Annotated in this window: 36 protein-coding genes; 4 read left to right on the forward strand and 32 right to left on the reverse strand. The window is 43.9% G+C overall.

The features are described 5' to 3' along the window. The 18 genes from BLS69_RS15685 to BLS69_RS15770 form a co-directional block, all read right to left on the reverse strand. On the reverse strand, nt 1–492 hold the full coding sequence (locus BLS69_RS15685) for an NUDIX hydrolase (RefSeq protein WP_091033124.1): 492 nt from the start codon (nt 490–492) through the stop codon (nt 1–3). After that, nucleotides 489–674 (reverse strand): hypothetical protein, encoded by a 186-nt coding sequence (locus BLS69_RS15690; RefSeq protein WP_091033127.1) that lies wholly within the window; start codon nt 672–674, stop codon nt 489–491. The genes BLS69_RS15685 and BLS69_RS15690 overlap by 4 nt, the downstream gene beginning before the upstream one ends. 41 nt (nt 675–715) lie before the next feature. After that, entirely contained in the window at nt 716–1,555 is an 840-nt protein-coding gene (locus BLS69_RS15695; protein WP_256332312.1) for an adenylyl-sulfate kinase, read from the reverse strand. Nucleotides 1,556–1,614: 59 nt separating this feature from the next. Further along, the gene (locus BLS69_RS15700; RefSeq protein WP_143023583.1) at nt 1,615–2,127 is read right to left on the reverse strand and encodes a hypothetical protein; all 513 of its coding nucleotides are present in this window, start codon (nt 2,125–2,127) and stop codon (nt 1,615–1,617) included. A 273-nt stretch (nt 2,128–2,400) separates the two neighbouring features. Continuing rightward, nucleotides 2,401–2,748 carry a hypothetical protein gene (locus BLS69_RS15705; protein WP_091033138.1) on the reverse strand — a complete coding sequence of 116 codons (348 nt, stop codon included), beginning with the start codon at nt 2,746–2,748 and terminating at the stop codon, nt 2,401–2,403. Between the two features lie 5 nt (nt 2,749–2,753). Beyond that, the gene (locus BLS69_RS15710) at nt 2,754–3,146 is read right to left on the reverse strand and encodes a hypothetical protein (RefSeq protein WP_091033140.1); all 393 of its coding nucleotides are present in this window, start codon (nt 3,144–3,146) and stop codon (nt 2,754–2,756) included. Nucleotides 3,147–3,175: 29 nt separating this feature from the next. Then, nucleotides 3,176–3,574 (reverse strand): hypothetical protein, encoded by a 399-nt coding sequence (locus BLS69_RS32155; RefSeq protein WP_176872726.1) that lies wholly within the window; start codon nt 3,572–3,574, stop codon nt 3,176–3,178. Between the two features lie 162 nt (nt 3,575–3,736). Next, a complete protein-coding gene (locus tag BLS69_RS15720; protein ID WP_091033143.1) occupies nt 3,737–4,237 on the reverse strand; it encodes a hypothetical protein in 501 nt (166 codons plus the stop codon). Between the two features lie 25 nt (nt 4,238–4,262). Next, nucleotides 4,263–4,766 carry a DUF4188 domain-containing protein gene (locus BLS69_RS15725; RefSeq protein WP_091033146.1) on the reverse strand — a complete coding sequence of 168 codons (504 nt, stop codon included), beginning with the start codon at nt 4,764–4,766 and terminating at the stop codon, nt 4,263–4,265. 135 nt (nt 4,767–4,901) lie between these two features. Then, entirely contained in the window at nt 4,902–5,384 is a 483-nt protein-coding gene (locus tag BLS69_RS15730; RefSeq protein WP_176872728.1) for a GNAT family N-acetyltransferase, read from the reverse strand. Nucleotides 5,385–5,532: 148 nt separating this feature from the next. Beyond that, a complete protein-coding gene (locus tag BLS69_RS15735) occupies nt 5,533–6,201 on the reverse strand; it encodes a hypothetical protein (RefSeq protein WP_091033154.1) in 669 nt (222 codons plus the stop codon). Between the two features lie 50 nt (nt 6,202–6,251). Further along, the gene (locus BLS69_RS15740; RefSeq protein WP_091033157.1) at nt 6,252–6,629 is read right to left on the reverse strand and encodes a hypothetical protein; all 378 of its coding nucleotides are present in this window, start codon (nt 6,627–6,629) and stop codon (nt 6,252–6,254) included. Nucleotides 6,630–6,671: 42 nt separating this feature from the next. Then, the gene (locus tag BLS69_RS15745; protein WP_091033160.1) at nt 6,672–7,136 is read right to left on the reverse strand and encodes an NUDIX domain-containing protein; all 465 of its coding nucleotides are present in this window, start codon (nt 7,134–7,136) and stop codon (nt 6,672–6,674) included. A gap of 71 nt (nt 7,137–7,207) precedes the next feature. Further along, nucleotides 7,208–7,690, reverse strand: a complete 483-nt coding sequence (locus tag BLS69_RS15750) for a hypothetical protein (RefSeq protein ID WP_091033162.1) — start codon at nt 7,688–7,690, stop codon at nt 7,208–7,210. Nucleotides 7,691–7,839: 149 nt separating this feature from the next. Then, entirely contained in the window at nt 7,840–8,220 is a 381-nt protein-coding gene (locus BLS69_RS15755; RefSeq protein WP_143023584.1) for a hypothetical protein, read from the reverse strand. A 54-nt stretch (nt 8,221–8,274) separates the two neighbouring features. Next, complete coding sequence (locus tag BLS69_RS15760; RefSeq protein ID WP_256332313.1) at nt 8,275–8,796, reverse strand: GNAT family N-acetyltransferase; 522 nt, start codon at nt 8,794–8,796, stop codon at nt 8,275–8,277. Between the two features lie 482 nt (nt 8,797–9,278). Continuing rightward, on the reverse strand, nt 9,279–9,773 hold the full coding sequence (locus BLS69_RS15765) for a cysteine hydrolase family protein (protein ID WP_091033168.1): 495 nt from the start codon (nt 9,771–9,773) through the stop codon (nt 9,279–9,281). Nucleotides 9,774–9,823: 50 nt separating this feature from the next. Further along, nucleotides 9,824–10,534, reverse strand: a complete 711-nt coding sequence (locus tag BLS69_RS15770) for an AAA family ATPase (protein ID WP_091033171.1) — start codon at nt 10,532–10,534, stop codon at nt 9,824–9,826. 297 nt (nt 10,535–10,831) lie between these two features. Between BLS69_RS15770 and BLS69_RS15775 the strand changes: the two genes are divergently transcribed. The 3 genes from BLS69_RS15775 to BLS69_RS15785 are packed head-to-tail and all read left to right on the forward strand — an operon-like array spanning nt 10,832 to nt 13,703. Then, complete coding sequence (locus tag BLS69_RS15775) at nt 10,832–11,716, forward strand: PRD domain-containing protein (RefSeq protein ID WP_256332314.1); 885 nt, start codon at nt 10,832–10,834, stop codon at nt 11,714–11,716. Continuing rightward, entirely contained in the window at nt 11,713–12,219 is a 507-nt protein-coding gene (locus tag BLS69_RS15780) for a PTS sugar transporter subunit IIA (protein WP_091033173.1), read from the forward strand. Before BLS69_RS15775 ends, BLS69_RS15780 begins: the two co-directional genes overlap by 4 nt. 29 nt (nt 12,220–12,248) lie before the next feature. Further along, nucleotides 12,249–13,703, forward strand: a complete 1,455-nt coding sequence (locus BLS69_RS15785) for a PTS transporter subunit EIIC (RefSeq protein ID WP_091033176.1) — start codon at nt 12,249–12,251, stop codon at nt 13,701–13,703. A 151-nt stretch (nt 13,704–13,854) separates the two neighbouring features. Here the strand turns inward: BLS69_RS15785 and BLS69_RS15790 are convergent, their stop codons facing one another. The 7 genes from BLS69_RS15790 to BLS69_RS15820 form a co-directional block, all read right to left on the reverse strand. Then, nucleotides 13,855–14,868, reverse strand: a complete 1,014-nt coding sequence (locus BLS69_RS15790) for a bifunctional glycosyltransferase family 2/GtrA family protein (RefSeq protein WP_091033179.1) — start codon at nt 14,866–14,868, stop codon at nt 13,855–13,857. Next, nucleotides 14,865–15,878 carry a phosphodiester glycosidase family protein gene (locus BLS69_RS15795; RefSeq protein ID WP_091033181.1) on the reverse strand — a complete coding sequence of 338 codons (1,014 nt, stop codon included), beginning with the start codon at nt 15,876–15,878 and terminating at the stop codon, nt 14,865–14,867. The genes BLS69_RS15790 and BLS69_RS15795 overlap by 4 nt, the downstream gene beginning before the upstream one ends. 209 nt (nt 15,879–16,087) lie before the next feature. After that, nucleotides 16,088–17,044 (reverse strand): radical SAM protein, encoded by a 957-nt coding sequence (locus tag BLS69_RS15800; RefSeq protein ID WP_091033184.1) that lies wholly within the window; start codon nt 17,042–17,044, stop codon nt 16,088–16,090. Between the two features lie 334 nt (nt 17,045–17,378). After that, nucleotides 17,379–17,954, reverse strand: a complete 576-nt coding sequence (locus tag BLS69_RS15805) for a GNAT family N-acetyltransferase (protein ID WP_091033186.1) — start codon at nt 17,952–17,954, stop codon at nt 17,379–17,381. Between the two features lie 81 nt (nt 17,955–18,035). After that, on the reverse strand, nt 18,036–18,692 hold the full coding sequence (locus BLS69_RS15810) for a pyridoxine/pyridoxamine 5'-phosphate oxidase (protein WP_091033189.1): 657 nt from the start codon (nt 18,690–18,692) through the stop codon (nt 18,036–18,038). Nucleotides 18,693–18,952: 260 nt separating this feature from the next. Continuing rightward, nucleotides 18,953–19,567 carry a histidine phosphatase family protein gene (locus BLS69_RS15815; RefSeq protein WP_091033191.1) on the reverse strand — a complete coding sequence of 205 codons (615 nt, stop codon included), beginning with the start codon at nt 19,565–19,567 and terminating at the stop codon, nt 18,953–18,955. A 118-nt stretch (nt 19,568–19,685) separates the two neighbouring features. Then, a complete protein-coding gene (locus BLS69_RS15820; protein ID WP_165980128.1) occupies nt 19,686–20,192 on the reverse strand; it encodes a DUF2569 domain-containing protein in 507 nt (168 codons plus the stop codon). A gap of 354 nt (nt 20,193–20,546) precedes the next feature. Here BLS69_RS15820 and BLS69_RS15825 point away from each other — a divergent pair, with 354 nt between their 5' ends. Continuing rightward, nucleotides 20,547–21,491 carry a hypothetical protein gene (locus tag BLS69_RS15825; RefSeq protein WP_091033199.1) on the forward strand — a complete coding sequence of 315 codons (945 nt, stop codon included), beginning with the start codon at nt 20,547–20,549 and terminating at the stop codon, nt 21,489–21,491. Nucleotides 21,492–21,510: 19 nt separating this feature from the next. Here the strand turns inward: BLS69_RS15825 and BLS69_RS15830 are convergent, their stop codons facing one another. The 7 genes from BLS69_RS15830 to BLS69_RS15860 form a co-directional block, all read right to left on the reverse strand. Next, nucleotides 21,511–21,804, reverse strand: coding sequence for an RNA polymerase alpha subunit C-terminal domain-containing protein (locus BLS69_RS15830; protein WP_091033202.1), 294 nt, complete (start codon nt 21,802–21,804; stop codon nt 21,511–21,513). 19 nt (nt 21,805–21,823) lie between these two features. Further along, the gene (locus BLS69_RS15835; protein ID WP_091033205.1) at nt 21,824–22,831 is read right to left on the reverse strand and encodes a phosphotransferase; all 1,008 of its coding nucleotides are present in this window, start codon (nt 22,829–22,831) and stop codon (nt 21,824–21,826) included. 42 nt (nt 22,832–22,873) lie between these two features. Continuing rightward, on the reverse strand, nt 22,874–23,467 hold the full coding sequence (locus tag BLS69_RS15840; RefSeq protein WP_036610462.1) for a DUF4304 domain-containing protein: 594 nt from the start codon (nt 23,465–23,467) through the stop codon (nt 22,874–22,876). Nucleotides 23,468–23,525: 58 nt separating this feature from the next. Continuing rightward, on the reverse strand, nt 23,526–24,038 hold the full coding sequence (locus tag BLS69_RS15845; protein WP_243391489.1) for a DUF4275 family protein: 513 nt from the start codon (nt 24,036–24,038) through the stop codon (nt 23,526–23,528). A gap of 22 nt (nt 24,039–24,060) precedes the next feature. Further along, nucleotides 24,061–24,621 carry an NUDIX hydrolase gene (locus tag BLS69_RS15850; protein ID WP_091033209.1) on the reverse strand — a complete coding sequence of 187 codons (561 nt, stop codon included), beginning with the start codon at nt 24,619–24,621 and terminating at the stop codon, nt 24,061–24,063. A gap of 164 nt (nt 24,622–24,785) precedes the next feature. Continuing rightward, nucleotides 24,786–25,463 (reverse strand): ABC transporter ATP-binding protein, encoded by a 678-nt coding sequence (locus BLS69_RS15855; protein WP_091033213.1) that lies wholly within the window; start codon nt 25,461–25,463, stop codon nt 24,786–24,788. Then, nucleotides 25,460–26,590 (reverse strand): ABC transporter permease, encoded by a 1,131-nt coding sequence (locus BLS69_RS15860; RefSeq protein ID WP_091033216.1) that lies wholly within the window; start codon nt 26,588–26,590, stop codon nt 25,460–25,462. Before BLS69_RS15860 ends, BLS69_RS15855 begins: the two co-directional genes overlap by 4 nt. Nucleotides 26,591–26,651: the final 61 nt, after the last annotated feature.

Below are 26,651 nucleotides of genomic sequence, written 5' to 3' on the forward strand. Positions count from 1 at the left end.
CTATTTCTGAATGAAGTGTTTGATGCCTTTTGCATCAAGGAGATTAGTCAGTTCCTTTTTCAAAAACACAGGATAAACTTCCATCTGCTCCAGTTCGTCCAAGGAAAACCATCGGAAGATTAATTTACCGTTATCCTCTAGACCTTTGAATTCTATTTCACTATAAAGCTTATGGGCTTCCGGCAATGTGATGACATAATAAAAACCAACTTCATGATACTTCAGGCCATCATATTCAAAGAAATCTTCACTAACATATGCGAGCCTGCCCGCTTCTACATGAACACCCAGTTCCTCCATCATCTCTCGCACAATAGCCGCTTCTGTTGTCTCGTTCAATTCTACCCGACCTCCGGGCAGATTCCAGAAATCATCCTGTTCAGTCGTATGCAAAAGAACTCTTCCCGCATCCATCACAATACCTGCCACACGGAAGTTGAATTTGTTGTGATTTTGTTCATACGATATATTATTGTTATCTGCAGTGGTCATCTCGCTGACCATCCATCAGCAAATCCGTCCATGAACCCGCTAATGAACGAAGGAATAATAAGTACGAGCAATAGAACCAAACTGACCATGCCCCATCTAACCAATGGTTTCCGTTTGCTTCGAACACCTATAATAATTAAGATTGCGGTTGTTGCAATTAAGGCTACTTCATAAAATGTCATAAAACTGACCTCCGGTATGTATTCGTATTTCATTAAGGTTATTACAGAATCTTTTCTAGCTTGTGCCTACAAGCCTCGCGGTCATAATCCGAATTATCCAGCCAAACCTTATCCATTTGAAGTAACCCATAGATTTCGGACTCCAGCTTCTTTCTTTCCTGCAAAACCTGTACCGTACCCTCAACACCCTGATAACCCTGTGCCTGCCCCAAACCCTGGTTCGTATAATAATTAATGAATCCCTCTGACCATTCTTTTGGTCTTTCACTAACTGCCTTATCAAAGGTATAGGATATATCTTTCTGGTCGATATAGATGAGAAGCGGATTCAGAGCATGAATGATACGCCCCAGTTCCAATACATACTGCACGTTCTGCTCTTTGGATTGATTGCATTTTACAAGACCCATGGTTAGTGGATTCTGGATAAAACAACATTCAAATATCGTGATGCAGTCATCATTCGTGCTTAACACATTTTGGGCGAAATCTTGCCACTTCTCGGTGATCAGCTTAACATTTTGCTCAAAAGGAATTTCGTAAATATCTCGGCTGAAAATATCCTGTACAATGTGATCGGGAAGCTCTGTTCCCCATTGTTCTTTCATCTTACGATAAGGAATCAAGAAACCTTGATCATGGGCAATCGCATTACTTTCCAGAACCTCTCTGTATTTTTCATGCGTTTTCAATAAAGTCTCGAAGTCTCCTGCATAATAAAAAGATACGCCCTCGTAATCAGCAGGGTGATCCAGGTTTCCTTCCTGAAATAGTTGTACCTTCTTGCCTTGTTCTATCAAAATTTCGGATACCATTTGGGCAACCGTTGACTTGCCTGAACCCGGTAATCCTTCAATCAGTATTAATTGCCTTGTCATCATTACATCATCCTTTATTTTGTGTGATGATATGGATCTTCCATCTATCAGCCACTATGTTATCAATCAATATCTGCAATAACCCATTGCGCAGAATCGCCATCTTCTTTCTTTTTCCAAAACACCATCGTATTGCTATACTCTTCGTTGTTCTCTTTTAACTCATTAACCGTCACCGCTGCCTGATAGAGCTTCCTTTGCTCCTGTATAGTTATATCGCTCATCGAAGTAACCTTGAGAACTTTGTATCTTCCCATACCTGATATAGGAGATTTCGGATCAAAAAGATTCATATATCGCTTTTCATCCTCTTCGTATAAATAACGCATACGGGCATTCATAAGTTTGACGATTTCCAATTTGTCCCCTGTATAGTTTTTTTCATCTAGATACTCTGGTGGGATGTCTTCCTTCTGTTGGGATGTCGATATTTCTTCATCCTGTTGTGCCTCTTTTTCTGTGACACTTTGAGCCGAGGAATCTATTGATTGTTGTGCATCTTCAGTTTTTTCCTGATTCTGACAGGCCACCAGAAGTAGAAATAATAATGAAACTACGGTTAACTTTTTCATCATCAACCCTCCATTTAATCATGGATAACACTCCCCTGGTAAAGATCTTAAATGCCTTTTATTTAGAACGAAGACTTCCTATGTATGTAAAATTTTCTCTCAAGGTACATCATAACCCATAATGTGGGATTTGCGAACGAACGAAATTAGCCATCTTTGCTTATATGGCATTTCACGCAAAAAAACACGCTTCTCTGCACAAGTTACATCATGCAAAGAGCGCGGATATCAGCAGAAATTCCTCCCAAATTTTGTAACTGTCCACAATCATTCTACCTATCTATTAAATAGCATATTCATTATGCCGACCGCTTTAATCTGGATCTCTTTTTCTTCATTATCCGAAAAAAGGTAACTATATGTTGAAAAAATCCCCATATGCTGTATATGTCCACCTGTATAATGAAGCGTCTTTTCCTCACCGTTGATCGTCTGCGTTAACGTCCTGCCTTCATTCATATCATACGAAGAATGGATATCATGTTCACTTGCGAGCCATGCAACAAATTCTTCTTCGTTTGGATTGGTCATTACTAGAATAACGAACAGAACAAAAAGCACAACAATGCCCGTTCTTAGTCCTGCTCCCCTCTTGCTACCATGCTGTGTGTACTCACGCCTCAACCCGTTCACCCCGTTTCTTGAACAGAAATCTCTACGTTCTTCGCCAAAACCCAACCACTCAATCCATAGGAGGATGAGATCACCATGTACTTGTATTTCTCTTCTATTAGCCGAGTTTGTAATTCCTCATAGGAAACATAACTGACAGGCCAACCGTAGCCCTTCCCCGACTCTAACAACTCTCGATTATGAGGGATAAAATGCTCTACGTCCCACTCATCGAGATCCAAAATAATACTGCCATGCAGCGGTGTATCAAACGCATGGGCCATTACACCAGAGAATAAGACATCCATATTTTTCGGCACATCATGACTCGAACGAGTACACATCCTTATCCTTTCGTTCTCTAAATCAACTTCGTAACTTAATATGATGTTGTCATGAAAACTTGGCATAGTACCTCTCCTTCCAGTGTGCACACTTATCAAACATCGTAATATTGTTCATAGTCTGAGACCCATTCCGCTTTGGAAAAATCAACAAAATCATACGGCTCGCACTGTTTAAGGTAAAGCAACTCCTCATGTGCCTGCCCCCCGTCCATATTTTCTAGATAAAATAAGGTCCGCTCATATCCCGCACCACATAATAACTGCACATCAATATAACTGCCCGTATCCTGATTCTTTCGTTTGGCCCGCCATATTAGCTGGGTGTCCTCTACATTTCCAATACAGAATAACATGATGCACAACAGTTTTAGAACCTCGTTATCTTCTGACTTTCGGTTCTCAATCTCTTGCTTCAATAGTTCTCGGATCGGCTCTCGATGGATGTCATCAGGCTCCAATCCGTATAACTCCAGCAGTTCTTCCTCGTTCATACTTGTTCTCCTTACCTACTTGAGAATGTTATTTAACTCTTCCGCTTTTTTCCTGCTATCCATTCTAGCATAAAAATAAAAAGCGATGATGTGCAGCCAATGTTCTCATACATGATAAAAAGACTACTCACTCATGAGTAGCCCCTATGCATTCATATAACCTTACTCAATCTCCAGATACATCTCCTGATTTTGCAGGATTATCTCATTCATGTGTGCAATAGCTGCTTGTGCCACAGTCTGATATGCAGCATATAATGCCTCTGTTCTCTGGAGCAAGATTGGGTCCTTCTCCAGATCCGTTGCCAACACCTCACGCCACTCTTCACCCACTCTGTTTTTGTCCGTAATTAGGTATTCAATCTGGTCCAGTACAGTTACCATCTCATCTAAACGGAAAAAGCGCATCCCATTTTTAATTCCATTCCAACTCTTGATCTCAATGATGTTATATGCCGAAAACCAATAAAATTCTGCCAGACTCTTCGTATGATTATGATAGGAATAGAACAGAAATAAAGCTTGTTGCCCTTCGTGTAACTTTCGGTATATCTCTGTTTTGGCTGCCATATCTCTGCCCCGTACAGAAACAAGCATCGGTTTAATACACAACCAGCTAAGCTGCTTTGAATGTACATCTTCTGCTCGCACTCTAGCCTTCATAACATTCTCCTCTCTATTCAGCGCTTCAAGGATTCTCTGGTGCTTTCACTGCCGGGTCATTCTCTCCGCCCATTCTGCGTCTGGCTGTCTCCATCTTCCCTGTCGAAGGCACATGTTCAGACGCTTTAGCTAATCCGAATGTGGGCATGTTGGCGTATATGGTCTCGAAGGAACCTGACTGAGCCTTGTATGTTTCATGATAAATTCCTACTGTTCCGTCAGTACCAATGGATCGGTTGAATTTTTTCCAAGCTTCCAAGTGTAGTCCGCCCCGTGCGTATTTCTCCAATTCATCGTAAGAACGCCAGTATTGGAGTAGCGTCACCCCACGCCAGCTTATAAAATATTCTGTACTCAGGAATCCGGTCTCCGGATTCATATAGAGTTCTTTAATCATCGGGCCCATGGACTTTAAGACAGGCAACCATTTGTGTATAGCCCACAAACGATTGATCCTCATTCCGATGATAAAAACAACAAATTCTCCCTCAATCTGAGCTGAATATCTTCCCTTATGTATGTTCGCCATGTCACTCCTCCTTCTCGTCAAAAACATTCGATTTCATCGGATCTGGACGACCCTTCCTATCCGCTCATAGGCATCCAGTGGGAAATCAAAACTCCACCGTTTGTGATACTCCTCCGGTTCCACAGCCATCCTCCTTTATGTGATTCTATGATGCAAGATTAACTGGAGACCATGGATGCCCATCTTTCGAACGCCCCTGTCGAGAAAATCCACTTTCAGATATAACTGTTGTGCCGCAATATTTCCTTCATTTACTGCTAAAATAATCTCATTGATCTCCGGATGGAGCTGGCGAACGAATTTAGGCAGTGCCTTCATTGCTTCCTTCGCATACCCATTTCCTTGGTGTTCCATCGAAATGGATAGAGCCCGTATCAGTATGGTATGAGATGCATCCTTCTCTTCAACGTATTCAGAGTTTTTATGTAATATAAAGAATCCAACAGGTTTCTCTTCATGAAGGATAACCATCGGGTCTTTGTCCGGATTTTGAATCGCTTCATCAATCACATCCGCAGGCATTGCAGTAAACTGAAGCTGACCTCCACTTAGAGCAAAATCATCCAAATCTTGGTCATATTGCTCGTGATAAAGAGCCAACCGAATTGAGTTTTCCATTTCCAGACCCTCTCCTTTCATTACAATCATCTTCTAATGAGTCAGGTGGTAAAGCCACACCCCGATATCCCTACCAAAGGTATATACCAAATTTAGCACAACGATAGATAATAAAAATGCTGCACTCTTGGGATACTTCTTCATTAGATCAGATAGTTCTATTATTGTTTTTTGCATGATAGGATCTCCCTTCACGTAAATCCTTATAAACATTCCATTTCGTAAACAATTGTTTTAGCGCCAATCCTGTTGTATGTATGAACTCTTCCATAGCTTCCATGGATAAAATATTTAAGTCACCCAAGGGTTCGTTGTCAGGGTTAGCTAAAAACGCCAGTTTCTCTCCCCTATACTGATACACCTCAGATTCCAGCAATCCACCTAAATCAAATGCTCTCCCTAATTTTAGCTCACTTAACCAATCGTTGGCCTTGTTCCAATTCCGTAAAATCATAAACTCCAGCTTCGTGACATCCTGTGTATACACGCTTCTTCCGTTGGGCTGGACTTCATATGCAGGATAAATATCGAATGTCCACACGCGGTCTGTATAGATATGGGCGATATAACTGCACAGATATTGCATGAATTTGGGATCACTGTAAGCTATCTTCTTGTTGGACTCAAAAAATTCTTTAAGTTCTTCGTCTGTTGCGAACTTTCCTGCCTCTGGCATGAGGTGGGTTTTTGCCTTCTCAGTACGAAGATTAGTTCTTACGTGAATGGAATCTGGAGCGAGACTTCCCAATAATAATTCAGGGGATGGATCTGATATCAACTCGGATGCAATTGCAAAATGAACCATAGGCCAAGGCAATGTAAATACTCCTTTCTTTATTAAAAGGCTCAACTTTGATGTTCTATGACTTACAAAGCTAAGTGCTCACTCTCTTGTACATGTATCAATTCAATATCCTCACAATAGAATCCTAATATTCCGTCCTCGTAGTCCTCAACGAAATATTTCATCGGATGATATCCGTGATCTTTTAAATCTTTAATATTAAACCCAATTATCTTAACTAAAACACCATCAGGATCATAACGAAAACTTTCAATATTAGTAAATCTAAAAAGTAATTCATATGTAACATTTGAGAATTTCATTAAAAATGTAATATCTGCTATCAAAATATTTTCATAATATTTGTCTTGTTTTATATACAGATTCAACCCAGCAACCCACTCCAAATTTTGAACAGAAAATGCTGGAATAAAAGGTTGAATTAATTCCATGTTTTTCATCAATCTAACCTCTATTCATTTTGAGTTATTCTATTAACGCTGTCACTTGCGTAGTAATTTAGACTCTCCTTGCTTCAAGTCTACAAATATAGGCTTCTGCACCTTGTTAATTGTGGAAATATCAATCTCATCTAAACCTTTAAAAACAAGCTGTAATGACTCCTTTTGTTCATCTTCAAATAAAAGAGTTACCTGATCATCACAGAGTTTTCCTTCCAACTCCGCAATAACGTCAAATAAAAACATTACAAATACTACTTCATTTCCATCCGGATACGTATAGTGCATCCTCTCGCCCGTGTAAATGGAGGCCAATTCATAAGAACTCACCTCGAGCCCTGTTTCCTCTTTCACTTCTCTAATCATGGTTTCTTCGATTCGTTCACCTGGCTCCATACCACCACCAGGTAATCCCCAATTTCCATAATCTGATCTCTTTTGCAGCAGAACCCTCCCCATATAATCTCGAATAATAGCTCCACCCGTAACTACAATACGACTAGTCATTACTCTTGCTCCTCTCTAATGGGTTGCTTCTCAGCAGCTTAAGATTTTTATCAGGAAACTTTTCTATTGATTCATATCCCAAAATGCACAATGCATTTCCCATTTACCTCAGCATACTTTGTCATGTTCGCAAGCTTGTTTAATTCGTTGATTAATTCAACTTTGTTGTACACGAGTTTCTCGTAACAGCCCTTCTGTTCTTCTCCATCAAAACAGTAACTCCCTGTTAGAACAATCGGATCCGCCGCATGGCTGAATAGATCGATCCAGGCCCGAATGATTTGATGAAACTTCAACAAAACATCCTGTTCTTCAATAACGGTTATTCCATAGTTGTTTAGTCCACTTAATTGCATACAGGTAGATGGATTCCATGTATCCAACCAACAAAGGGAATCATAGATGTACGCAATGAATTCGTCTTCCAAGGTCGCATGATTCTCTGTGGTTAATCCACTTCCATGTATTCTCCCTTGTGAATCCCATGAGTAGGAGGTATGAATATTCCCGTCTACTTGCGATTTGTTTTCGATAACAAAATGATGATTCGGCATACCTACGTACTTCCCCCCTTACACGTCACTCCCATGGACTCCTCTTAATTCATCATAACCCATGTATTGGTAAATGGAAATTGAAAAAGATCCTATCTAAATCCCAAATTAGGAGAAGTAAATAGGACCTTGATAAAACTTCCTTACATTCATAAAACCCTTCGTCTATTCAGAAATTCTGTTCCTTCTTCTCGGTACATCTCTATAAATTCATTGGTCACATGATCATGCCTCAGTATTCCCATATAATCCGTTCCAGGTTTCTTTGGTCTATAATCTGAATCCACCGTGTAGATATTAAAGTGCACCTCATCTTCGTCCTCTGATACATCCGTATGATCGAAAAGATAAATTACTTCATCTTTACCGAGAAACCTAAACGGAGATTCCTGACGCTCTATAATATAAAAAGGATATGTGAGGTTCTCTATCTGAAAGAATTTCTGGTATCCCTTAAGCTCATCTGGTATAAGATCCATGTACTGTCTAGCTACATCTTCTGCCTGAAATACACCCGAAATCCACTTCAAATCCCCCTTGGTTGCTGCGATAATGAACAGAGCAATCACCTTCTAATTCAAATATTATTTCTCTCTTTCACGCACAAAAGTCTGGGACAAAATCCGGTGGCTACCAGCGATGTTGTCAATCTCAATGTTATATTCAGACTCGGTATATTCAATCTGATGTTGCTCATAATATCTTTTCCAGAACGAAACTGCCACTGCATTGTTAGCAAGCTGTTCCACTTGGAATGTACCCTCAAATTGAGCAAAAACCAAGTCGACCGCTTGTGCTGCCAGTCCCTGTCCGCGATACTTTTTGACCAGGAACAGCTCCTGCACGGTATAATCCACGTCTTCCGGCACATATGGAGGTGAGCACACCAGTACGAATCCAATAACCTTCCCTTCATACTGAATCAAAAACGGATGTAATTCATCACGTTCCAGATATAGATAGGTGTTCGTTGGGTCATATTTCCCCTGTTCAAGTAGATCCTCGCCAGAAAATTCAGACAGATCATATAAGTACAAGTTGTACAGGTTGAGAAACAATTCCTTTTGCTCTGCCAAAATACTCGTAATTTGTACATTCATCTTCATTGCACATCTCCCTTAGTTAATGAGTTGGTTAGTGATCCATACATGACTTTACCGATCTCCACAGCGAGCTTGCTGTGCCCTGTTCTCAATATATCGTTTCAACCCGAGCAGATATAGGCAAAGTTTGGTTTAAACCATAGAGTAACCTTATCTTTCACAGTGGACATGAACATTTGTACAAAAAAAAGACTCTCTACAGAGTCCGATTATTGGTCTTATCTTTATTTTTCACCAAGTATCCATTAGCACTTAGCTAATAATTATTGAATTATATAGGTTCAACTAAACTTTTTACACAAAAACGGAGAGGACAGAAATAACCTGAAGAAGCGGGAAGTTCGCCTGAAAGCTTTCTGAAAGAAAGCTGCATCGGAAGCATACGCTATCACCGGATTTCCCCTTTAAAAAGGGAATCAAAAAAATCTGGGGATAACAGCGATCGGAAGGTTGTTCTGTCATTGGAGTGCTCAGTGTAAACCTCTTTAGTTGAACTTATATAGATAATCAACCACAGGATATGAGATCACATTTCGATCTCTATACGTTGAAGTCACCGCTTCGGGATGTGTGCTAAGAATTCCATTTTGCAACATCACCGGCCTGAAACCTCGCTCCATCGCACCGTTGTATGTGAATAGAACACATTCCTCTGCGGCAAACCCGGAGATAATCACCAATTCAATTCCATGACTCTTCAAAACCTGCTCCAGATTAGTTTGCCAGAAAGCATTGGAAGCTTCTTTGGTAACTGTGATATCCTTCTCATTCACATCTACCTCGGGAATAATACGATATTCTTCCGGTGGTGTCTCCTCCATGCCCTCCACATCCTGCACGTGAACGACCACATGATCATTCGAGCGCAGCACGTTAGCTACATGGTTAATGTACTCGCAAGCATGGTCTATCGATCTCTGGTCCATCTTTTTCCGCACAATACTCTCTTGCATATCAATGATTATGAATCCTACTTTCATCCAATCTCTCCTCATAAAATGTAGTATTAATCTTGGTATCACATCTCAAGTTAGTCTTTGAATAATTCATTCAGCATCCGGTCACGGTTCTCCAGAAAGCTGCGGGTAATCTGGTAGTGATCGGTATCCTCATAGGTTACCTCTTGAATATGGTTATCGTCAAAGCTTAAAATCTCCGCCCCCGGATACCCGAGCAGAATAGGTGAGTGCGTCGCAATAATGAATTGTGAAGTGCCCGAAAGATCATGAAGGATACGCAATAAAGAGAGCTGCCTTGCTGGAGATAAAGCGGCTTCGGGCTCATCGAGCAGATAGATGCCTTTGGAACTGAAGCGATTGACGAACAGACTGAGAAAAGACTCCCCATGTGATTGTTCATGTAATGAACGCCCGCCATAATATTGAAGCGATGCCGGCATCTCATCGACATGTGATGCGAATTGATAGAACGATTCAGAGCGCATGAAGAAACCATTCGTTATTTTGGGCAACCAGGCCAGCCTGAGATAACTCCCGAGCGAGGATTCCGAAGCATGTGTCTCATAGGTATTATTCCTGCCACCCCCTGCGGTATTGAAGCCACATTGATGTGCGATGCCTTCCAGCAGCGTAGATTTCCCTGAACCATTTTCACCTACAAAAAAAGTAACGTTATTCGTGAGCTCCAATCGTTCCAAGGACCGGATCGCGGGGATGTCAAAAGGATATTGGTCCCGATTCTCGATCTTGGCCGACAGGAGTTCCACACTTCGAAGATACATAGGCATACTCCTATTCATGTTAGATTTAGCTCCAACTACGGCAGGTACCTTTTCGTTTACACATTCCCTATATTAAACGACGAACAGTCGGATGACAAAATTATGGTTGACGGGGGCAGATCAGCTTTTATATTATGTAGGAAGAACGTTCTGATGAAAACATAAAATGAATTGGCGTGTTACCACCCCAGAGGGCATGAGCCAAGAAGCGAACATGAGACTATACTCGCTTCTTGGCTCTTTTTGCGTTCCGGAGGAATGAAAGCGTTAACTTTAGAAACGAGGAGGCGGTGAACCGTGAGTAAAGGAATGGTTCTGCAGGTGGAGCGGGTCGTCGGCAGCAATATTGTTCTGGCCCGGTCGCAGCAGAATACCAAGGAGTACGTACTGATTGGCAAAGGTTTGGGATTTGCGTTCAAGGTGGAAAGCACCGTTCAGTCCGATGATCCGCGGATTGAGAAAAGGTTCCGGCTGGAAGACCGGGAGGAATGGGGGCAGGCTCAGGAGCTGATGAAAGACTTGGATCCCAATGTCATCGACATCTCTGACCAAATTATCCGTCTCATCGCTGATCAGTTTCCCGGCAAGCTGAATGACAAGATCTACCTTGCTCTTCCTAGTCATATTCAGTTCACCTTATATCGTATCCGCAACGGGATGGAGATTCTGAATCCTTTTCTTACGGAGACAAAGCTCAGTTTTCCGAAAGAATTCGAAATCGCCTCGGAAGCGGCGGCCATGATCGGAGAGGCCTTTGGCGTAGAGATACCGGAGGATGAGGCCGGGTTCCTGACATACCATGTGTACTCCTCCGTAAATCACGTCCCTGTCGGACAGTTGGTTAAGGTATCCAATGTGATCAGCAAGCTTCTGTCGATTATTGAAGAGGAGGGTGGCGTTCGCTTTGATCAGGGCAGCCTTAGCCAGGCAAGACTCATGATACACCTGCGCTTCTCCATGGAACGCCTGTATCAGCAGCCGATGACGGCCCCCACCTTCGCACAATATGTGAAAAATGAATATACGTCCGAATATCAGCTGGCCAGAAAACTGAGCGCTGTAATGGCCGAGGATTTGGGTACAGAAGTGCCCGAGGAAGAAACGGCTTTTCTCGCAATGCATTTATACCGGCTTTTTCAAACCCATGCCAAAACCAACAACAGAAAGGACAACACACAATGATCTGGAAATGGAAAAACAACAAATCTGCCAAAACATCTGAAACAATATCCGTCGCCTCCCCGCTCACCGGAACCTGCGTCAGTTTGGAAAAAGTGCCTGACGAAGCGTTCGCGCAAGGACTTATGGGACCGGGAGTCGCAATGATTCCCCAGGAAGGCAGGCTGGTCGCCCCTATCGACGGCACTGTGGTGCACCTGATCAAATCGCACCATGCCTTAATGATTGAGCATGCTTCCGGGCTGCAGCTGCTGCTGCATATCGGTATCAATACTGTCAGCCTGCAAGGACACGGCTTCACACCCCAAGTGCAGACCGGGGATCAGGTCACTATCGGTCAGACTCTGATTGAATTTGACCTGAATGCGATCGCTTCCGCCGGTTATCCGGTCATCACGCCTGTCATCGTTGCGAATGCGGCTGAACAGCCATGGGAGTCGCACCCGGAGTATGGCAGCGTAGAAGCAGGCATGGGAACTATCATGAAAGTCAGCTTGTCCAAATAACCTAAATCAAAAAAGAAAGGAAGAATAATATGCTGAAATCACTGCAAAAGCTGGGAAAATCCCTGATGCTTCCTGTAGCAACCCTGCCTGCGGCAGGTATTCTTCAAGGCCTCGGTCTTCTTAATTATGAAAAGGACATTCCGCTCGGTCCCGTGATCGGGGGATTTCTTAATCAGTATGTAGTTCCATTCCTGAATGAGGGAGCGGGGGCGATCTTCGGCAACCTTGCGCTCATCTTCGCCATTGGGGTGGCAATCGGACTGGCGGGTGATGCGGTCGCCGCGCTTTCCGCCCTGATCGCTTATATGGTGCTGACGCGGATTCTGGGAGCTGTTCCAGGTGTATTCGGCTATATTCCTGACGATGTCAAGCTGGATATGGGCGTATTGGGCGGGATATTTGCCGGACTGCTTGCAGCCTATATGTATAAAAAATACCATAATATCAAGCTTCCTGACTGGCTCGGCTTCTTCTCCGGCAAACGCTTTGTGCCGATGGTCACCGCCGGCTCCATGCTGGTGTTGGCCATCCTGTTCGGCATGGTCTGGAGCCCGATTCAGGATGCCATCGGCGCTTTCGGCGCCTGGATTGTAGGCTTTGGCGGCGTTGGCTCCATGGTGTTTATGATCGCCAACCGCCTACTCATCCCGCTTGGTCTGCATCATGTCCTCAACTCCATCGCCTGGTTCCAGATCGGAGATTATACCAATGCAGCCGGGGAAGTCGTGCACGGCGACCTGACCCGCTTCTTCAACGGAGACCCTACGGCAGGCATGTTCATGTCTGGCTTCTTCCCGATTATGATGTTCGCTCTTCCGGCGGCGGCGCTAGCCTTGATTCATACAGCCCGGCCTGAAAAGCGCAAAATGGTCGCTTCGATCTTTATCGGCGCAGCGGTGGCTTCTTTCTTAACGGGTATTACCGAGCCGCTCGAGTTCTCCTTCATGTTCGCGGCTCCTCTGCTGTATGTGGTGCACGCTATTCTTACCGGTGCAGCGGCCCTGATCATGTACCTGCTGAATGTTAAGCTGGGCTTCGCCTTCTCTGCAGGTCTGATCGATTACCTCGTGAACATGAAGCTGTCGACCAATCCGCTGCTCATGATCCCGGTCGGACTCGCATTTGCAGTCGTCTATTATTTCCTGTTCCGGTTCATGATTGTCAAGTTCAACCTGAAAACGCCGGGGCGCGAGGATGACGCTTATGATGCCGATCCCCCCTCTGATACTTCCGCCGTGGCAACGTCTGCCGACAGCAAGGCTGGCAAAGTGCTCGCCGAGATCGGGGGAACAGATAATATCGAGAGCATTGACGCCTGCATCACTCGCCTCCGGTTAGTTGTCAGGGACGACAAAGCCGTCAACGATCAGGCGCTCAAACAGCTTGGCGCTTCCGGCGTCATGAGGCTCGGTGGTGGAGCTCTGCAGGTCATCTTCGGCACTCAGTCCGAAATCCTGAAGGATGAGATTAAGAAGCTGATGTAATACTCGTCCTCCTGTGAGTTTAAAAGGCGAGAACAAGGGTATGTTTCCCCCTGTTCTCGACCTTTTTTGTTAACCAAGAAGCACAGGATATTCTTTTGAAACGGTTTTGATTGAAAAAAAGAGAGCAAGCTATATGCCCACTCTCTCTGTGTTAATAGACAAATCTGCGCTGCGCCCAATAGCTGAATACAAAGATCGATACCTCGGTCAATAATTTGGCTGCGAGCAGTGGAATAATCAGTTTTTCATTATAAAAGTACAGTAAACCATAGTTTAATAACAGCACCAGCAAGACAAGTGAGAAATATTTGGGCAAAGACTGCCGAACCTTCGAGGTTCGTCCAGCGGAAAATACGTACTTCCGATTAATCGTATAGTTGAAGATGGAGCTGCATAGTCTTGCTGCAACAACCGACAGAAACAGATTGTGTGTGAAATACTGAATAACAAATAATAGTCCAAAATCAATCAGAGCAGACAGCACCGAAGATGTGCTGAACATCAGGATTGGCATATAGATCCGGAATGAATCAACCAGCGGGCGGAAATGGGAGGACTCATTGTGATCCAGATACACCGTATCAATAAACTCCTCCGTAATCTCATACCCTTCCTTGTGTGCCGTTAACAGCATGTTCATCTCGTATTCAAACCGATCCCCGGGAATCTGGTTCAACCAGTCCAGCATGGAGTAAGGAAAACCGCGTAGACCCGTCTGCGTGTCATATACTTTGGTACCTGTCGTGAGCGAAAAGACCGCCCGTGTGACGGTGTTGCCAAAACGGCTACGTGCTGGAATTTTACCACTGAAGCGACGGCTGCCGAGTACAATTCCTGGTGTCGTTTGTGCAAGAAGTACTTCGAAGATACGCTTAATATCATGTGGCAGATGCTGTCCGTCACTATCTGCGCACACCACACCGCCCTGTGGTCCAAACTCCTTAATATACTGAAAGCCCGTCTTTAAAGCCCTCCCCTTACCCAGATTGACGGGATGTGTCAGGACCGTACAGCCATAGGCTTCTGCCGTTTCAAAAATGCCACGGTAACCGGGTCCACTGCCATCATCCACAATCACAATGGGTCCAAGTTTAAATGTCTGTAACTGCAGAACAAGATTTAGTAAACGCACATCGGGTTCATATGATGGAATTAATATCGTCATGATCCTTGTCCCTCCGTCAGATATAAAATGTCACTTACGCCACGTTCCTGGTTACGCCCCAGCGGATTATTGACGACTCTGCCCATAAAATACATCGTGGATGAACCGCCGCCGTCCAGATTGTAGGCTTCGGTTGCTCCAAGGCCTTTCATGACATCAGCCAGTTCTGCCAAGGTCATGCCACGGCTGTCGTCCTGCCGTCCGTCCACCACCACGAAGACATAATGATTCGGAGCAATCATGCCGATCGCAGTTCTTGGATTCGCATCCTGGATGGAGCGGTTGCCAAAGTTGTTATCGATTTTCACACTGCTAAAATCACTGACGATCTCGCCATCTTGAATCAGAATCGGTCCAAAGGATAGCGTATTGGTTGCACCTTCGGCTAGCAGTTCCGATGAAGAAATCTCGTTCTCGTTGTAGGTTTTCATCGTTCCGTCATTGAACAGAGCAAGTGCATCCCGCGTGGGGCTGTCCCGGTACAATGTTCCATTTCGGATAATGACACCATCATCACGAAATCCATAATAGTCACCATTAATGGCAAAAATCGCATTGTTGGCTGCGGCAATCTCTGACGTATTCTCGGTAATGTTTGTTCCAAAGCTGTTGTCCGCCAGCGCGGTTCGCAGGCTGCTTGCATCTGTTAGCTGAACATCGGCGACATAATACGTAATCTGATCCGAGCCTGAACCAGTCTGTACCTTTTCAATACTGACTTTCATATCATCACTCGAATAATTCCAATCATCTGACGTTGCATTCACCTCAGTCGCTGTGATTGAAGTGTTGGTGGAATCATTCGCGTTGTTCGTTGCTGCCGTTGCCGTGTTCTCATCCGCCACAACCACCTGCACATGCCGGATCAGGTAACGGTCAGCCAGGCTGTACAGGATTCCACCTATCGCAAGCACGATGACAAGTGTGATGATGAGCCATCTGCGCTTTCTTGGGGAGATCGGTCGTTTATTTGGGTCTTTCCGGGTTGGTTTCTCATAGATCTTCATCATGTAAAGCTCACCTCTTCATCTAAGTTCTTAAGGCCATATTAGGCCGGGTAGCTTAAATGAATCTGAAACCATATCAAAAAAGGCCATCCGTTTTCCTAGTAAGGAAATCAGATCACCTTAATTTCAGTTTATATAACCCTAAATGTCACTGTTATCGTTTATATATCTCGTTCAACATACATATCACATATCTTCAACAGATCTTCCTTTTATGCGTCTGCAAAAAGAGCATCGTATGCGGGACAAGGCCGCTTTTCCAAAAATTCAGTTAACGCCAGCGGCTGCTGGGCATAGATATCCTTCAACGACGTTCCATTATAGATATTACCAATCACGACAGGATGGCATAACTCACAGATGAGAATATCCCCGTTGCCGTGCAAGTGCAGCTGTTTCGTGCCATCCACACAATTAGAGAAATACACACCAGGTTGTTCACGCAAATTCAACTGTTCAGCGAACCGATCCATACAGGTAAAATAGAGCGTTGTATCTGGCTTCTTATGTTCAATTAATTCCGTTACAGATCGAACGAGAGACTCCCTGGATACAATCTGGCTCCAGTCGGTATGCGGCATCTTAATGCTGTTCTGGATCTCATGGATGCGCACACCCAGATCATACACCTTATCGCTAATGGCCTGCATGTTCGCTTGATTACCTTTAAACAGCAACGTTTCCAACACCGTCTCCAGACCAGCTTCCGTACACAAACGGATATTCTGCTCCAGTCTCTCATACATGCGAGGATGCACACGGTAGTACGCAGCATAGGCATCCGCATCCGTATAATTGAACGAGATATGAATGTTGGACAAGCCTGCATCACGCAACGCAAGAATCCGTTCTTCGGTCAGCAGACTGGCATTACTGTTCAATTGTGTATCAATGCCATGTGCTGCACAGTACATCACAATCTCCAGGCAATCCTGGTATTTCAGTGTTACTTCTCCTCCGGATAATCGCACTCGCTTGAGACGAGGAAGTTCACTAATAATACGGATGACTTCCTGACTATCGATGCACGCTCCATCATCCCGATTGTAGGCGCAGCAATAGTCACATTTATAATTGCAGTTCGATGTCACTCCCACCTCAAGCCCTTCCAGCTCATATACGCCGGGGGTCTCCAGTTCGAGTGATTTATATTTGTTTTTGGATATCAATTCGTTGTACCTCCTGGTTCCTTCATTCAATTCATGTTTGGATAACTTGAAGATTATAGCGGAAGGCACCCCGTTCACGATATGACATTATGTACGTTGCTTGCTGAAAACAAAAATAAAACCCATTTCCTCAATGATCGGGAATGGGTCAGAGCTTGGCATATGATTATTAAATTAGACAATATAAAATAGGATACCTTGACCTTTTGATGCAGCAATTCAAACTCTTTCTTACTTCTGCTTTTATTGTGTACCACTGATAAATTCAGGATTATAGGAAAATCCATGGCTCTCCAGCATGATAAATGACATACGACTTTCAATAACACGTTCTTTATTTAACACGAGTATAGAAATCATCTTTTACGATAGCATACATCTTCAAATCCTGAAGTTCATTTTTCACCCGCATGTACTTCCGTAAAATACCCTCAAATTGCATGCCTGACTTCTCCATAACCTTGGCGGAACCTGTGTTTTTCACCAAACATCTGGCCTGAATTCGCTCGAGCCCCACTTCATCAAATCCAAATTGGATGATTCGTTTCACTACTTCAGTCATGTAGCCTTGATTCCAAAATTGATCAGATAACACATATCCCAGCTCAACTCTCCTGTTATCGCTATCACACCCTAGATAGTTACAACTACCGATCAGCCTCTTGGTGTGTTTATCTTCAATCCCCCATGGGCCTATTAGATCCGTCTCATAGCGACTCATGACAAAATTTAAAAAAGCTTTTGTATCTTCTATGCTCTGATGCGCGTCCCAAGTGGTGAACTCCGATACAGCAGGTACAACGCAATAACTATACATATCATCCAGATCATCATAGGTAAGAGGCCGGAGTAACGTCCGTTCGGTTTCCAACACCGGAAATGGTTCGAAGAAACTTTCAATCGTTTTCATAGATTTATCCTCCCTCAGATTGTTAGGAAAAAGAAACACACAGCAGTTCGGTCACTATTGCCTAACTCATCTTTTCTAAAATTAAGGCCACAATCTGAGTGTCTTCCACTGCCCATCTTGCTTTACATATTGGACTCGTACATGCTTGCGCTCCGAATCTCCCTGCCAAAATTCTACCTCTTGTGCATTCACGGCATATAAACGCCAATGAGGTGTAACAACACTGGGGTCACGTCTTATCTTTTCCTTCTGAGCTTCGATGGAACGATCAAGTACTTCCTCGCTATCCAAAACCTCACTCTGATGTCCTGTCATGGCAACTGCTCTCGCTCCAGCTGAACGTTTGCGGAAATCATCAGCGCCCGCTTCATCTCCACAATCTTCGGCAATTCCCCTTATCCGAATCTGTCTTCCAAGGGAAGGCCAGTAGAAGGTGAGAGCCACATGAGGGTTCTCCTTCAACTGCTGACCTTTTCGGCTCTCCGAACTGGAGGCAAAATAAAACGTTTCGTCAATTACGTTTTTCAAAATCAACACCCGCGCATCAGGATAACCATCTTGATCCACGGTCGAGATCGTCATGGCATGAGGTTCTTTCACTTCGTTCTCAACCGCCACTCTCAACCAATCCAAAAATAGCTTACCTGGCCGCTCCGGCAACTGCCCCATATCCCATGTTGGAAATGGTCCGGATAAAGACTTCAAATGTTGTAACAGTGAAATGGATTGATCACTCATGTCATCGCCTCCGTCTTCTATTTTCTAATCAAGGTGACTTATCCGCTCATGATCTAGCATCTATATAAATTGAACTAAAGAATATTTACACTGCACACTCCGATGACAGAACAACCTTCCGATCGCTGTTATCCCCAGATTTTTTTGATTCCTTTTATAAAGGGGAAATCCGGGGATAAAGGCGAACGCTCCGCTTCTTCAGGTCCTTTCTGTCCTCTCCGTTTTGTGTAAATGTTCAGTTCAATTTATATAGTAAACAACTAATCAAGATGAATTAACACATTTGCGTTGCTAAGTTTCCAACCATGCCTTCCCTTTTCAACGGTATGTACACTGGTGTTGTCCATGGGATAAAAGCTGGATTTATTACTCCACTCCCTATTTCCAAGCAGATAATACAGAATATTAATCACTCCGCCGTGAGTAATTAACAGAACATTAGACTTGACTGCTTGTTCCTCCATATCTCTAAGAAGACTCTCGAAAGATGTGCTTATCCGGTTATAAAAATCCCTTGGACTTTCTCCTCCCGGAAAAGGTGAATCCATCTCAAGGGTGTTGAAATAAACTCCCGGGTAATGTTCTTCTGCATCCTTATGGAGCATGCCTGCCATATCTCCGTTATTCATCTCCCGCCAATCTTTCATTAAGCTAGCCTGCATATGTAATTTCTTCTCAATTTCCCGTGTTGTCTGCACTGCACGAGGAAGATCACTGCTAATGATCGTATGTATGTTGTACTCCTCAGCATGATGATGTAAATACTCTCCCAGTCTTCTGGATTGATTGATTCCCTGTTCCGTAAGTCCACGATCGCTCCATCCGCCTCGATACCCTTCCTCATCCATCCCATGCCTTACCAGATAAATTTTCAAGATCTCTCCTCCTTTTCATGAACAATATCCTTTACACTGTATGACTAGCCCGGTATATATAAAATAAACCCGACCTCAGATAGCTTCTATCCAAGATCGGGTATTTCCTGCTTACCATTTATCTTACAAATGTGTTATGAACTCGCTCGGATTTGATAAAATAAGGAATCCAGATGGCACAACTAATAACAGATTTCACAATCTCCTGTATTCCACTTCCATCTTCCAATTCTCGCATCATAGGAATCTGTAGCACGAGTATATAATCAACCATATAGAGCACTAAACTCACACTGTAATAGATGATCATTAACCGGGGCAAGATTGCTTTTTTTCTATAAAAAGTCACAACTATATATATCGTGAACAATAAAAAGACCACATTATATATAGCTTCAAAAATAATTAATGGCCCCCACAGAACGTGATAGTATTCGGAGTCCTTGGAAACAAATAAGTCCCACATTTCGGGTGTTAAAGCTGGTAACGTGTTTTGCATCAACTGTACTGCGAGCAGGATAATGGTAAGAAATAATCCAATCTGGATGAGAATCAGCCAACCACCCAATCCCGATACACCTAGTGGACGGTAGTCTGTTTTTTGCTCATGAATATGTGGTTCCACCTTGTAACACTTCCTTATGTAGTTTTATTTTTCTGAGATGAGTCTTCCTCGTAATATTGCCAATTGAATCTACGGGTGCTTCACTCCGTTACTTCACGTGCGCTGTATGTATTTTCACACTCTTCTTATAGCGACCTCTCCGCCCTCCTCCTATATAGAATTTTACACAACTTCCTTATTGTACTACGCGTGTCAAGGACGCAACATCCATTTCAAAACATCGTACTCATACACTGTGAAAGCAAACAAGGCCTTCGCTATACTTCCGCCATGTTCAGCAAAGTACACGTACGTCATAATCCTATACAGATACAGGTGGTGACTCTGCATTGGACTACAAAGGAGGATATGGATATGCCCAATCCTAAAGTAAAACTTCTGCCTTTTGCCGATATTTCAAATTATGTCGAGGGCTTCGATATCGTTTCCACCCAGTGGGGCGGTGATGGCCTTGTCTATGTGTTGTTGATGAATCAGATCCCGGAAAGAGAGCGAGGTATGTTCGTCCAAAGTAAATTGAAGCAAAGCTATACGTACAAAGTGCTTATTGTGACAGATCAAACTATCGAGGAAGTTGTCATCTGGGGGCAGACGTTTAATTATCATTACGTACAACCATTACATGATCATCTGCTGCTCGTCGGAGCACGATGTGCGAATTACGGAAATGAAAAGTTTGATCTGAATGCCAAAGTGTGTGATCTGGACGGAAATACATTTCGCGAGTTTCTGTTGGGAGACGGTATCCAAAGTGTACAGGTCACAGAGAAGGGAACGATCTGGACCAGTTACTTCGATGAAGGGGTATTTGGTAACTACGGATGGAGCGATCCAATTGGATCAAACGGTCTGTTGGCCTGGGATGAGCACGGTAATAAAGTGTACGAAAACCGCGCAGCTGACATTGCAGATTGTTACGCACTCAATGTGGTGAATGAGAAGCAGGTCTGGTTCTACTTCTATACCGATTTTGAACTCGGTTGTATCTCAGGGGGAACCAGTGAACCCGACGTTACATTCATGAATCCAAACATCTCCGGTTCCTCGGGCTTCAGTACGGATGGTTATCATTTCTTGTTTGATGCGGGGTACGGTAAACATGGGACGTTTGTGCTAAAAAAAATGGAGAAACCCGGTAGATTGAGCAAGGGGCAGAAGATTGATTTCCTAAATGAAGATGATCAGCCCTTCAAGCAGGCACGGCAAGATTTTCGCCAACATCGTCTGCTACTTAGTGAAGGTAACTTGTTGTATCGGGTAACGATGGAGGAGATTACATCCGCTTCTGGTTTGGATTAAATGACAGGATTGAAGAGGGTTATTTCTTAAAAGACAATCCCTCTTTTTCCAATGCGTTCCGCAGTTTAGGCATGGCAGATGGCCCGATTCCATGCAGCATCAGGATTTCTTTCTCCGTGTACTCCGTAAGTTGCATTAGTGTTGTAATCCCTTCATTCTCCAAGGCACGTCTGGCGGGAGCTGACAACAAGGCTAGAAATCCCTCTGTCGGTTTACGTTCAGCTTCGCACGTTGGACAGGTTGGGCAGTCACTTTTTTTATAATACGAATGTCCTTGTTCGCATGTTCTGAGTGTTCCTTTATCGTTTGTCATTTGGGTGTCTCCCCCTAATTTAAGTATTCAACCAGATCTTAATATCTGAAATCATATTTTCGTATTGTTTTAAAGCCTCTAAAGTCCAAATGACTTGTGATGTTCCTACTAACTGTTCCTCTACGTCCGTACATTCAATCCACAGTGACCGTTTAAGACTATACTCGAGCCAGTCCAACTTTCCAGCAAAACCATTATCCAGAACCACTTCCCAATTCGCTGTTAGACTACCCACTCTCTTCTCATATCCAGCTATGAAAGCCAAGAACCTCTCCTTGTTTATACTTCCAGCGCTATCTACTGACCAATACACAGCTGTTTCTACCAGATCATGCATCGGATTAATATAACCTGCCGATTCCCAATCTATAATAATAGGTATGCCCTGTCTCCACATCACATTCTTAGGCTCCAGATCTCTGTGACTAATCACTTTATTGAATGCTAGCATTGAAGATGAATTCTTAGCCTTCATGCTCCACTCATACAGCTTATTGATATTAGAATCCAAAATCTCAATCCATTCCGAATTCTCATTTTTTCCTTTGTTCAGATAAAACATCCAATCTATTTTTTTAGAATTAGTCGCCTGTGGACTATCCAATTCTAGTTGTCTAAAATCCGTTTTATGGATATCTGCAAGGATCGTTCCCATCAGAGAACTGTTATTGATAGTAACTTCATCTTGTTTCAAACATTGACCCTCAATCCAATCAAATATTAGATAGAATTGATTATCAATGTTATGTATAGAAGCACCCTTTAACCTTTTTGCAGGTTGAGCATGGATATGTTCAGCTGCCACGTCTGCTATTTTTTCTGAATTAATATAATTTTGCACAGCAGCAGGTCGTATCATGATCTGGGGATTCAATGCCTTAACTGCATAATTAGCTTGCGTCGTTTCAATGGCGTACATTCGATGAAGAAGTCCACCTGAAATCGGTTTGGGCGAACTGATCAATTCACCAAGCTGTAATTCATTACACAGTTTCTCAAAATTTAAATTATATTGAGTATCGTTCATATGTTATCCCCTCTCATTTTGGCTATTTGTCTGGAGCAAAGCTTACATTCCGTACTCGGCAAAAACGGCTGCATATTTCTTTTCTAATATCGTCCAGCGCTTTTCGGCTCCGTATTTGGCGTGCAGTTGCTGTAAATAATGCTTGGCTTCTTCCGTATCGCCGGCTTTTAGCAGGAAACGGAAGGTTACTTCGCTTAAATGTAGCGCTGTCTTATCCATATAATAATGGACTATATCTCTGGCCCCTGTTAGCGAGTGTAAGAATGACATACCCTCTTCCAAATGTGACACCAGTTCTTTCGATAAAGCGTCTGGATCGATATCAGGCGTTAAGGTATAGTGGGCCGGAGCGGAAGGGGCTATTTCTCTGATTCGGCAGGTAAAATGAGATGTGAACTCCAATATGTCTCCATTCAATCCAACGGAATGCAACTCCGCAAGTTCGGTGGAATGAACACCACAATTAACATAAAACTGGACTTGTCTACTGGTGTTATACTTTGCTCTTTGAATGTTGAACTTATATGCGAGGTTTCCATCCGCTTTGTAGAAATTCAGATTTTTCTTCGAATAGCCGTGTTTGGCAAATACGGGTTTGACGTCTGTTTTGATGATCTTCTTAAAAAGTTCCTGCATTGATATCACTCCTAAGGCAAAGTTTATTTAATTCGTTGTTACCCTTTTTTGTTCAGAATCATGCTTGTTCTATTTTATAAAAATAAGGGCCACACATGGATTCGTGCGTATACACGTACGTCCATGTAAACGCTCGGTCGAAGATATAGATATCCTGCTCCGAATCAAAATCCGCTGCAATGACCCGATTCGCGTTTTCGTATAAAAGCACCCAACCACCACTTTCATACATCACATATACTTCATCTTTCGGCTCGGCATCGAAAGCATCTCGTGCTTCATCATGTGTCAGACATTTCTGTTGTTCATAACTGAACATATGCCACTTGTACTGGCTATAATGGATAGACTCTTTGACCACATCATCGATATTATGGGCAAATACGCTGTCCCATTGCTGTACAATCCCTTCGGATTCCTCATACAGTTCGGATACGACAACCCCTTTATCCTGCAATTTCTTCTTGAACATATATTCCTGATGGATACGCTCAATCCCCCAATATGCTCGGTTCAGTTCCATTTCGGGTAACGCATCCAGCAGCTCGTTAATTTTATCTCGAATCATCATTACCTCCGTAAGTTATCTGGAATTATAATACCTGGCCCTTGCCTGACTGTTTAGCTTCTTCTCGTAGCATATGAGCCAGTTTGTACATTTCTGCAATGTCATGCCTGTTCTGTTCCTGGAATCTTCGTATTGCCTTATCAATCTCTACCACTTCCACCGCAACCACCTGCTCGCCATCTTCCGGATTCAGTGGATCACCGACAAGTTCAACATCTCCATATCCGATGATTCGTACAAAATGGGGATGCGGAATATGCGGCCGATACGGTTCCAAAGCACTGGATGTGCAATAGAATTGACCAAAGATCTGATAGGACCGCATTTTTGCCCCAAGCTCCTCCATCAGTTCACGCTTCAGTCCATCCATGTAATGCTCACCTGCTTCAAGCGTACCCCCAGGCAGCTCCCAGGCTCCATTATCCAGTTGGAAGACAACACATTGATCCCCGACAAACGGAATGATGCTAATATTACTCACCAGCTTTTCATCCACGATGTCGTTCAATCTGAACTCCGCCTCAATAATTCCCCAATGAATTGACGTACTCAGCGCCGGAAATAGTTCCGCACTCAAGCTACTCATCCGCACCCGATCCTCTCTATCTAATTCCACTATTCTTCCAATTATAGTCGAAAACACAGAAAGAAGGCCACCTTCCCACCGGGGAATACGTGACCCTCTTCTTACGCTCTCTGCCCTTAAGCCTTGAATCAGTGTTCTCTCCAGACTCTCAGACCATTCTCCTTCTAATGCTGCACCAGTTTCCCATTTTCCAAAAAAAGAACCCGGCTACAGAGCGGCAAAATCCGCTCATCATGCGTAACCATCACTGCACTCTTGCCCTGCTCTTTCACGAGCCGTGCAATCATGCCGACAATATCCAGCCCTCGCTCCGCATCCAGGCTTGCTGTTGGTTCATCCGCGAGCAGAACAGCCGGATCGTTCATCAAGGCCCGTGCAATGGCGACCCGCTGACGTTCCCCGCCAGACAGCTTCTCCGCATACGCCTTCCGCCGATGGGTCAACCCTACCGTATCCAACAACTCATCCACTCGTTTCTCCGCCTTGTTTTTATCCGTTCCAGCGAGCTTCGCGACCACCATAAGTTGTTCTTCTACTTTCAGATACGGAATGAGGTTGGCACTTTGAAATATAAAACCAAGCTGCTGTAGCCGCATATCGGATATATCCTGTTTGCTTTTACCCATAATAGAGGCCCCATCCAGTAGAACCTGCCCATCCGTAGGTTCAAGAAGTGCGCCAGCAATGGACAGGAATGTACTTTTACCCGAGCCGGAAGGCCCCATTACGGCCACAAGTTCCCCTTCGGCAACCTCAAGGTCCAGTTTGTCCAGAATCGTGCGTTTGCTGCCGCCATCTTCAAAGGTCTGTGTAATTCCCTGCAACACCAATCGGTTTCTCATGCTGCTGTCCTCCCAATCGCATCAAGTGCATCAATTTTGGTAACCTTCCACACCGAGAATAACGAACCCGCCACAGACATGAGTATGAATAACACACAGGTCAGAGCAAGGGTGGACAAGCCTAATTGAAACGGCATCGATGCAGGAAGAATGGACTCGAACAGTCGAACCAATAGTACGCTAATCACCAGACTGCCAACCGACAGAACCAAAACTTGTAACGAAACACTCCCCGCCAGATAAGCATTCCGCGTTCCGATGGCTTTTAATATCCCGAACTGACTCGTTTTCTGAATCGTGATGACATAGAAGAATACCGCAAGCACAAACGCCGAGATGACATATAGAAAAGCGATCATCATGAGCAACGATCCCTGCTCTTCCTTATATCCAGGGATGGCCGATACGGCATCCGACTTTGTGATGACTTCAGTATTAGGCATTGCAGTACTCAAGCGGTCTACCTGCTCGCCCCCATCCTTGATAGCAATAGCATTGTAAATCGGAGCATTGGCATTGGTGTCTGCTGAACCTTGCGAAGTTCGTAAACTTCCCTGGAGTGCGAGCCATTCCTGTTCATTCAGGAATACCACCGGGGAGTGACTGAAGGACTCATTTTGTACAAATCCACCAACGGTCCATTCCGTTCCTGTAGCTTGATCGACGATAACAGTGCCAATCTGGACTCCAGATTCAGACAACTTATGGTCCACCACAACCTGCCCATTTGTCTGATCTGTAATCGGAGTTCCTTCGGTAACGGTTGGAGCAAGCCAACCTTCCGGATTAACCATGAACAGCGTGACATCGATCTTTTTTGTGTCGCCGGTTGGACTGACAGTTGTCATTTTCACACCCAGTGGCTCAGCGTTCTCTTCCCCTACCACGGAGCGAGCTTGATTAAGTTGATCCTGATCCACTTGTGACCGGGTAAACCGATGATTCGAATCCTGCTCCAGCACAAAATGGGTTGCTGCCATATTTTTGACCGAAGCTGCGTTATCATACGCCAGCCCCTGTGCAAGACCTGTAACAAACAGTACCAGAAATGAAACCAGTACCATGATTGTAGCAATTAAGGCATACCGCCCTTTGGCATACCTCATTTCCCGAATAGCCAAGTACATGTTCTGTGACCTCCCTCTTGATATCCCAAGTATAGGAGGCGAAAATGAACGGCAAATGAAT

Origin of the sequence: Paenibacillus sp. CF095, assembly GCF_900101225.1 — a bacterium.
Classification (GTDB): Bacteria; Bacillota; Bacilli; order Paenibacillales; family Paenibacillaceae; genus Paenibacillus.

Bases quoted from the DNA above. Each gene is read 5' to 3' on its own strand.
- BLS69_RS15685 (WP_091033124.1), bottom strand. From the start codon at position 492: ATGACCACTGCAGATAACAATAATATATCGTATGAACAAAATCACAAC.
- BLS69_RS15690 (WP_091033127.1), bottom strand. From the start codon at position 674: ATGACATTTTATGAAGTAGCCTTAATTGCAACAACCGCAATCTTAATT.
- BLS69_RS15695 (WP_256332312.1), bottom strand. From the start codon at position 1,555: ATGATGACAAGGCAATTAATACTGATTGAAGGATTACCGGGTTCAGGC.
- BLS69_RS15700 (WP_143023583.1), bottom strand. From the start codon at position 2,127: ATGATGAAAAAGTTAACCGTAGTTTCATTATTATTTCTACTTCTGGTG.
- BLS69_RS15710 (WP_091033140.1), bottom strand. From the start codon at position 3,146: ATGCCAAGTTTTCATGACAACATCATATTAAGTTACGAAGTTGATTTA.
- BLS69_RS32155 (WP_176872726.1), bottom strand. From the start codon at position 3,574: ATGAACGAGGAAGAACTGCTGGAGTTATACGGATTGGAGCCTGATGAC.
- BLS69_RS15720 (WP_091033143.1), bottom strand. From the start codon at position 4,237: ATGAAGGCTAGAGTGCGAGCAGAAGATGTACATTCAAAGCAGCTTAGC.
- BLS69_RS15725 (WP_091033146.1), bottom strand. From the start codon at position 4,766: ATGGCGAACATACATAAGGGAAGATATTCAGCTCAGATTGAGGGAGAA.
- BLS69_RS15730 (WP_176872728.1), bottom strand. From the start codon at position 5,384: ATGGAAAACTCAATTCGGTTGGCTCTTTATCACGAGCAATATGACCAA.
- BLS69_RS15740 (WP_091033157.1), bottom strand. From the start codon at position 6,629: ATGAAAAACATGGAATTAATTCAACCTTTTATTCCAGCATTTTCTGTT.
- BLS69_RS15745 (WP_091033160.1), bottom strand. From the start codon at position 7,136: ATGACTAGTCGTATTGTAGTTACGGGTGGAGCTATTATTCGAGATTAT.
- BLS69_RS15750 (WP_091033162.1), bottom strand. From the start codon at position 7,690: ATGCCGAATCATCATTTTGTTATCGAAAACAAATCGCAAGTAGACGGG.
- BLS69_RS15760 (WP_256332313.1), bottom strand. From the start codon at position 8,796: ATGAAGATGAATGTACAAATTACGAGTATTTTGGCAGAGCAAAAGGAA.
- BLS69_RS15765 (WP_091033168.1), bottom strand. From the start codon at position 9,773: ATGAAAGTAGGATTCATAATCATTGATATGCAAGAGAGTATTGTGCGG.
- BLS69_RS15770 (WP_091033171.1), bottom strand. From the start codon at position 10,534: ATGTATCTTCGAAGTGTGGAACTCCTGTCGGCCAAGATCGAGAATCGG.
- BLS69_RS15780 (WP_091033173.1), top strand. From the start codon at position 11,713: ATGATCTGGAAATGGAAAAACAACAAATCTGCCAAAACATCTGAAACA.
- BLS69_RS15785 (WP_091033176.1), top strand. From the start codon at position 12,249: ATGCTGAAATCACTGCAAAAGCTGGGAAAATCCCTGATGCTTCCTGTA.
- BLS69_RS15790 (WP_091033179.1), bottom strand. From the start codon at position 14,868: ATGACGATATTAATTCCATCATATGAACCCGATGTGCGTTTACTAAAT.
- BLS69_RS15795 (WP_091033181.1), bottom strand. From the start codon at position 15,878: ATGATGAAGATCTATGAGAAACCAACCCGGAAAGACCCAAATAAACGA.
- BLS69_RS15805 (WP_091033186.1), bottom strand. From the start codon at position 17,954: ATGAAAACGATTGAAAGTTTCTTCGAACCATTTCCGGTGTTGGAAACC.
- BLS69_RS15810 (WP_091033189.1), bottom strand. From the start codon at position 18,692: ATGAGTGATCAATCCATTTCACTGTTACAACATTTGAAGTCTTTATCC.
- BLS69_RS15825 (WP_091033199.1), top strand. From the start codon at position 20,547: ATGCCCAATCCTAAAGTAAAACTTCTGCCTTTTGCCGATATTTCAAAT.
- BLS69_RS15830 (WP_091033202.1), bottom strand. From the start codon at position 21,804: ATGACAAACGATAAAGGAACACTCAGAACATGCGAACAAGGACATTCG.
- BLS69_RS15835 (WP_091033205.1), bottom strand. From the start codon at position 22,831: ATGAACGATACTCAATATAATTTAAATTTTGAGAAACTGTGTAATGAA.
- BLS69_RS15840 (WP_036610462.1), bottom strand. From the start codon at position 23,467: ATGCAGGAACTTTTTAAGAAGATCATCAAAACAGACGTCAAACCCGTA.
- BLS69_RS15845 (WP_243391489.1), bottom strand. From the start codon at position 24,038: ATGATGATTCGAGATAAAATTAACGAGCTGCTGGATGCGTTACCCGAA.
- BLS69_RS15850 (WP_091033209.1), bottom strand. From the start codon at position 24,621: ATGAGTAGCTTGAGTGCGGAACTATTTCCGGCGCTGAGTACGTCAATT.
- BLS69_RS15855 (WP_091033213.1), bottom strand. From the start codon at position 25,463: ATGAGAAACCGATTGGTGTTGCAGGGAATTACACAGACCTTTGAAGAT.
- BLS69_RS15860 (WP_091033216.1), bottom strand. From the start codon at position 26,590: ATGTACTTGGCTATTCGGGAAATGAGGTATGCCAAAGGGCGGTATGCC.